Below are 5,839 nucleotides of genomic sequence, written 5' to 3'. Positions count from 1 at the left end.
AACCCCAAACCATTCATCTGGACAGCCAGTGCTTCGGACATCCTGGCCAAGGTCACCAGAGCCAAGGCTGCATTGGCTGCGATCTCACGATAAGTACAGAACAGAGGCGCGCACCACACTAGATCAGCAAGGCGGGCTACAGTTCCCTGCGATGTCGCGCCGGCCACGCAGCACAACTCTGGCGCGCCGCGCGCCAAGTCGATGAGCGCAGCTTCACGCTCGCGCAACGGCATCAGTGCACTGTGCAGGCCCGGCGAGTACACGCCATGCACCCAGAGTTCCCGTCGCAGCAGGCGCTGCCGCACCGCCTCGGATACGGCAAGCAGGTCGTCCAAGTGCAACTGGATGCAGCCCAGCACCGAGCCGCGGTCCAGCCATGTTTCAATCTCTTCCCGGCGTGGCGAGCACAGCCCGAGCCGGCAGCCGTGGATGCGCGCCTGGGCACTCAGGGCGTCCAGCGTCGCGGGCGGCAGCACCAGTGGCGGCGCATGCAGGAACAGGTGCTCCGGCGTATGCGGCACAAGCGCCCGCACGGCTTGCATGATGCCGCGGCGCTGCTGGTGCAGCTCCCACCATGCGGCCGTGTTGCGGCCGCGACTGGACCTGAGCGGTGGCATCCCCCGCCACGCATCCAGCGGCCCCGTGCTGCGCAGTACACGCTTGAACAGAAAGCGCGCGAGTGGCTCGGGGCAGCTACCAAACTTGGTCGACACGCGGATGCCCTCGCCTGTCAGCGATTCAAGCAAGTGTGCGGCAAAGCCGGCTCCATAGTAGGGCGCCGTGTCGAAGCGACGCAAGCCGGCATCGCAGGCGGCGCGCAGCACCTCTTTTGCCTGCGCCTGCGACACACGAGAGCCAAGCGTCGCAGAGCCCATGACAACGCGGTTCATGCGTATCGGATTTGCAGGGCGAGCCGGTTGCCGGTACGCGGCACCAAGGCACGGTGGAAGCAGGATGTGTCCTCCAGGAAGCCCGAACCTGCCGGCCCTTCGATCACCATCGCCCGATCCCGCCCATAGCAGTTGTAAATTTCCACGTCCTCTTGCCGCGCGCTCTGCAGCAAATGCCTCAGCCACTTGCCCTTGTGCGTGCCGCGCATCAGCTCGTGAGCGCCAGTATCTGCATCAGTGTCGGTGAGATAGAAGAAGACGTAGGCAAAGCCGAAGTCGTGCACGTCATAGTGGAACATCACCGTCTGGAAGCGGCTCTCGCGATAAGCTGTATCGGCACGCACGACCAAGCTTTCGTTAATGCGGGTTTCGATACGCGCGGGCGGTCCGCCGAGAAATCGCGAGACGGTTGCGAGTAGCAACGGATCGCGCGCGACCTCCAGTGCCAGCGCCTGCAGCGCTGGCGATACGTAGTCCACCATCAGCATAGGCTCCGGCGCCTCGGCGTTGCGGAGCAGCTCATCGGCCGTCAACTCGGCGCGGTTTCCATGGTGCGCGCGGCGGGTGGATGCGGCTGCAGCGCCACGCAAAGCCGCGAGGGACGCTGGCTGCAGCTTTAGACCGGTGAACACGCTCTCGGCATCGAGGGCACGAAGAGCGTGCCTTGGATCAAACGGCTCCACGTGTACCGGCTGCTGGACGGCCCGCGTGAGGCTCCGCGCCGTCACGAGCAACGTCATGCGCTTGAACTGGCGGCGCACGCGACGAACCGTTTGGAAACGCCCCACTGCATACCGCAATGTGTCCAGCCAGCCCCTGGCGCGCAGGCGCTCCACTATATGCGACGAGATGTATCCGAATTGCATGCCGCATTGGAGCCCTGGTGATTCGTGCTCGTCAAGCCCCCACGCGACCGCACATCAGCCGCCGTGCGCGAGCCGCCGCGGCCTCAGCACCAACGGCCGCTCGACTGCCAAGTACACCCCCCAACCTGCCATCGCCGTCGCCACGGCACACGCCCCGACCAGCAGGTCGCCCAGGTCGGCAGGCAACCCCAGGGCGCGCGCCAGCTTGTAGAAGGCCGGCACGCTGAAGAACTGCGCAAGGTAGATGCTGTACGAGGCGTCGCCGATGCGCGTCCACACGCCGCGCGACACCTGCCGCAGCACCGAGCAGCCGGCCACCAGCAGCACTGACGGAAGGCCGTACACCAATGCGCTGTTCAACGGCGCATCCTTGAACGCGAGGGTTGCCAACAGCAGCGCGGCGCCCATCGCCAGCATCAGCCCGCCGACCGGCACGGCGATGCGACGGTTCACCACCAGCCAGCCAGCCACCATGCCCAGCGCGAATTCTAGCGGCAGCATGTTGTTACCGATCACCGCCCAGGCGGTGACCATGCCGCAGGCCGCCAGCACCGCCGCATTGAGCGACGGCAGCGCGATGCACGCGGCGAACACCACGTAGAACAGCATTTCGAATTCCAGCGACCAACCCAGGTACAGCACCGGCATCGCGCCGTAAAGGGGCTGCGAGAGGAAGGCCAGCGACGCGGCGATTGCGCCGGGATCGGCCGGGCCGTGGTTCACCATCCGGGCCGGCAGCGCCACGCTGGCCGCCACCGCCAGCAGGGTCAGCACCCAGTACAGCGGCACGATGCGCCGCACGCGGTTGGCGAGGAAGCGCGCCGGCGTGCGCGCCGCCCGCGCCTGGATGTAGACCATGATGAAGCCGGAAATGACGAAAAACAGGTCCACGCCGTGGCCGCCCCAGCCTTCCAGGAAGCCGAGCCCGCGCACCGGGAATCCGTAGGCGCGGCCGGTGCCCATGGCGTGGAACAGCACCACCATCAGGGCGGCTGCCGCACGCAGCACCTGCAGGTTGGTGAGTTCCGTCTTGTCGTTCGTCGTTGTCGTCATGCGCAGCATTCGGCCAGACGCGGTTATCGCCGCGTGGCCGGGCCGCGTCAAGCCGCGCGCGGCGCGGCGCTCAGGCCACGGCCTTGGCCGAGTCGAGCTGCGCCTGCTCGCGCTCCTCTTCGCGCGCCAGCTGCGGCGCCGATTCCTCGATGTGACGCGGCCGCGGATCGTGCTCCAGCACGTCGACGCTCTTGCGCTTCATCTCCACGCTGCCGAACATGGTGGCGAAGGCCACGTCCTTGGCATCGCGCCCGGTGCCAATGCGCACCAGCCGGTCCACCGGCGCCATGCCGGTCGGGTCGAACAGCACCCAGCGGTCGCCCAGCCAGGCTTCGAACACGGCGTGGAAGTCCTGCGGCGGCTCGTCGAACCAGACGTAGCCGACCACGATGCGCGCCGGGATGTTCAGCGCGCGGCACAGGGTGATGCCCAAGTGCGCGAAGTCGCGGCAGACGCCGGCGCGCTGCACGAACACCTCCTGCGCGGTGGTGGTGGAGTTGGTGCTGCCCGGCCGGTAGGTGATCTCGTCGTGCACCCAGTCGACGATCTTGCGCACCCGCTCGATGCCGGGCGGCAGCTGGCCGAACATCTTCTGCGCCGCGGTGCACAGCACGTCGGACTCGCAGTAGCGCGTGGGCAGCAGGTAGCGAAAGATGTCGTCGGGCACCCGGCTCACGGGCACTTCCGGCAGCGCCGGGTCGGGCAGCTCGGTGTGCACCTCGACTTCGGCCTTGTAGTCCACAAGCAGCGGGCCGGGCATGGCGTCGAAGCGGAAAAACCGGTTGCCGCTGCGCGCGTCGGTGAAGTGGCGCGGCGACACGCCCGAGGACAGCGCCAGGCGCTCGCTCAGGATGTTCTGGGTCGGCCAGTTGGCGGCCTCCAGGTTGAAGCAGAAGTGCGTGGGCGCGAGGACCTCGTACTCCAGGACGGTTTCGACGGTGGACAGATGCATGGGACGCAGGCTCCTTGTCGGGCCATGCTAGGGATGCGCCGTACGGCCGAGAATCGGTCCGCGCCCCGCCCGGCTGTAGGACGCGTCTTTGCTCCGCGGTTGCATGGCGAAGAGCCATCGCCGCACCGATGAGCAGGCGACCACCCCGCCGGCAAGACCGGCCGCCCACTTGAGAACGCGCGCCATGGCGCCATTGTGGAGGCAAGGTTTTGCGGCCTTGCCGTAGACTCGTTTCCACCGGCCACCGCCTTGCGCGGCGGCAGTCCCACCACAGGAGCTTTCATGGACACCCCCGAAGAACACGCGGCACCCCAGGCTGAAACGGCAGAGCCGCGGACCAACTTCCTCGAAGAAAAGGCGTTCAAGTCACGCACGCTGATGATCTTCGGCAACATCAACGACAAAGCCGCCGCGGACATCACGCGCCGCCTCATTGCGCTGGACACCGACGGCAGCGCGCCCATCACCGTGCTGGTGAGCTCGCCGGGCGGCCACCTGGAGTCGGGCGACGCCATCCACGACATGATCCGCTTCATCAGCGCGCCGGTGAACATGGTGGGCACCGGCTGGGTCGGCAGCGCCGCCACGCACCTGTACCTGTCGGTGCCGAAAGAGCGCCGCTTCTGCACGCCCAACACCCGCTTCCTGATCCACCAGCCGAGCGGCGGCGCGGGCGGCCCGGCCAGCGACATCGCGATCCACGCGCAGGAGATCATCAAGGCGCGCGAACGCATCGCCCGCACCATCTCGCGCGAAACCGGCAAGCCGCTGGACACGGTGATGAACGACATCGAGCGCGACCTCTGGCTGTCGGCTGAAGAAGCCATCGCCTACGGCCTGGTGTCGCGCATCGTCAACAACAAGACCGACCTGCCGCGCTGAAGGGAGCACGACAATGACCACCCTGTTCGATCCCATCCAGGTCGGTGCCTGGCAGCTGCCCAACCGGGTGGTAATGGCGCCGCTCACGCGCAACCGCTCGCCCGAGGCCGTTCCCCAGCCACTCGCGGCCGAGTACTACAGCCAGCGCGCTGGCGGCGGCCTGCTGATCACCGAGGCCACCGCGATCAGCCCGACGGCGCAGGGCTATGCCGACGTGCCCGGCCTCTACAGCGAAGATCAGCTCGACGGCTGGAAGAAGGTGACCGACGCGGTGCATGCCAAGGGCGGGCGCATCGTCACCCAGCTGTGGCACGTGGGCCGTGTCTCGCACGTCGACCTGCAGCCCGGCGGCGCCAAGCCGGTGGCGCCCTCGGCCATCGTGGCCAAGACCAAGACCTACCTGATCAAGGACGGCGTCGGCAGCTTCGCCGCCACCTCGGAGCCGCGCGCGCTGGACGCCGGGGAGCTGCCGGGCATCGTGCACGACTTTCGCCATGCGGCGCGGCATGCGGTCAGCACCGCCGGCTTCGACGGCGTGGAAGTTCACGGCGCCAACGGCTACCTGCTGGACCAGTTCATGAAGACCGGCGCCAACAAGCGCACCGACGACTACGGCGGCTCCATCGAGAACCGCGCCCGGCTGATGCTGGAAGTCACGCGCGCCGTGGCCGAGGAAGTGGGTGGCCAGCGCGTGGGCATCCGCCTGTCTCCGGTGACCCCGGCCAACGACGTGAACGACGAGGCGCCGCAGCCGCTGTTCGACTACCTCATGCGCGAACTGGCGCAGCTGAACCTGGCCTACATCCACGTAGTGGAAGGCGCCACCGGCGGTCCGCGCGAGCTGGACGACCGGCCGTTCGACTATGCCGCGATGCGCAAGGCCTACCGCGACGCCGGCGGCAAGGGCGTGTGGATGGTCAACAACGGCTACGACAGCCGCGAGATGGCCGAGCAGGCCCTGGCCAAAGGCGCCGACCTGGTGGCGTTCGGCCGCCCCTACCTGGCCAACCCCGACCTGGTGGAGCGCCTGCGCCGCGACGCGCCGCTGAACGCGCCCGACAAGGCCACCTTCTACGGCGGCGGCGCCAAGGGCTACACCGACTATCCGCCGCTGGCGCAAAGCCAAGCGGCTGCCTGACCAGGTTGTCTCCTTCTCCTCCCTCTCCCGCAAGCGGGAGAGGGCAGGGGTGAGGGTC

General features: G+C 67.8%; 5 protein-coding genes and 1 pseudogene. 2 read left to right on the top strand and 4 right to left on the bottom strand.

What is annotated here, in order from left to right:
- Nucleotides 1-758: 758 nt before the first annotated feature.
- From H0U68_RS12305 to H0U68_RS12290, 4 genes and pseudogenes are all read right to left on the bottom strand, one after another.
- A pseudogene (locus H0U68_RS12305) lies at nt 759-875 on the bottom strand (aldo/keto reductase); the annotation flags it as partial.
- A gap of 11 nt (nt 876-886) precedes the next feature.
- Nucleotides 887-1,756, bottom strand: a complete 870-nt coding sequence (locus tag H0U68_RS12300; protein WP_296355956.1) for a hypothetical protein — start codon at nt 1,754-1,756, stop codon at nt 887-889.
- A 54-nt stretch (nt 1,757-1,810) separates the two neighbouring features.
- Entirely contained in the window at nt 1,811-2,809 is a 999-nt protein-coding gene (locus H0U68_RS12295; protein WP_296355954.1) for an acyltransferase, read from the bottom strand.
- 70 nt (nt 2,810-2,879) lie between these two features.
- Complete coding sequence (locus H0U68_RS12290; protein ID WP_296355953.1) at nt 2,880-3,761, bottom strand: transglutaminase family protein; 882 nt, start codon at nt 3,759-3,761, stop codon at nt 2,880-2,882.
- Between the two features lie 282 nt (nt 3,762-4,043).
- On the opposite strand from H0U68_RS12290, the gene H0U68_RS12285 reads away from it, so the two are divergent.
- Together H0U68_RS12285 and H0U68_RS12280 are read left to right on the top strand one after the other, a co-directional pair.
- Nucleotides 4,044-4,643: an ATP-dependent Clp protease proteolytic subunit gene (locus H0U68_RS12285; protein ID WP_296355951.1), complete on the top strand. Its 600-nt coding sequence runs from the start codon at nt 4,044-4,046 to the stop codon at nt 4,641-4,643.
- Nucleotides 4,644-4,656: 13 nt separating this feature from the next.
- On the top strand, nt 4,657-5,781 hold the full coding sequence (locus tag H0U68_RS12280) for an alkene reductase (RefSeq protein ID WP_296355949.1): 1,125 nt from the start codon (nt 4,657-4,659) through the stop codon (nt 5,779-5,781).
- The last annotated feature ends 58 nt before the right edge of the window (nt 5,782-5,839 follow it).

Origin of the sequence: Ramlibacter sp., from assembly GCF_013697775.1 — a bacterium.
Classification (GTDB): Bacteria; Pseudomonadota; Gammaproteobacteria; order Burkholderiales; family Burkholderiaceae_C; genus Ramlibacter.
This window is presented reverse-complemented; position numbering and strand designations above follow the sequence as displayed.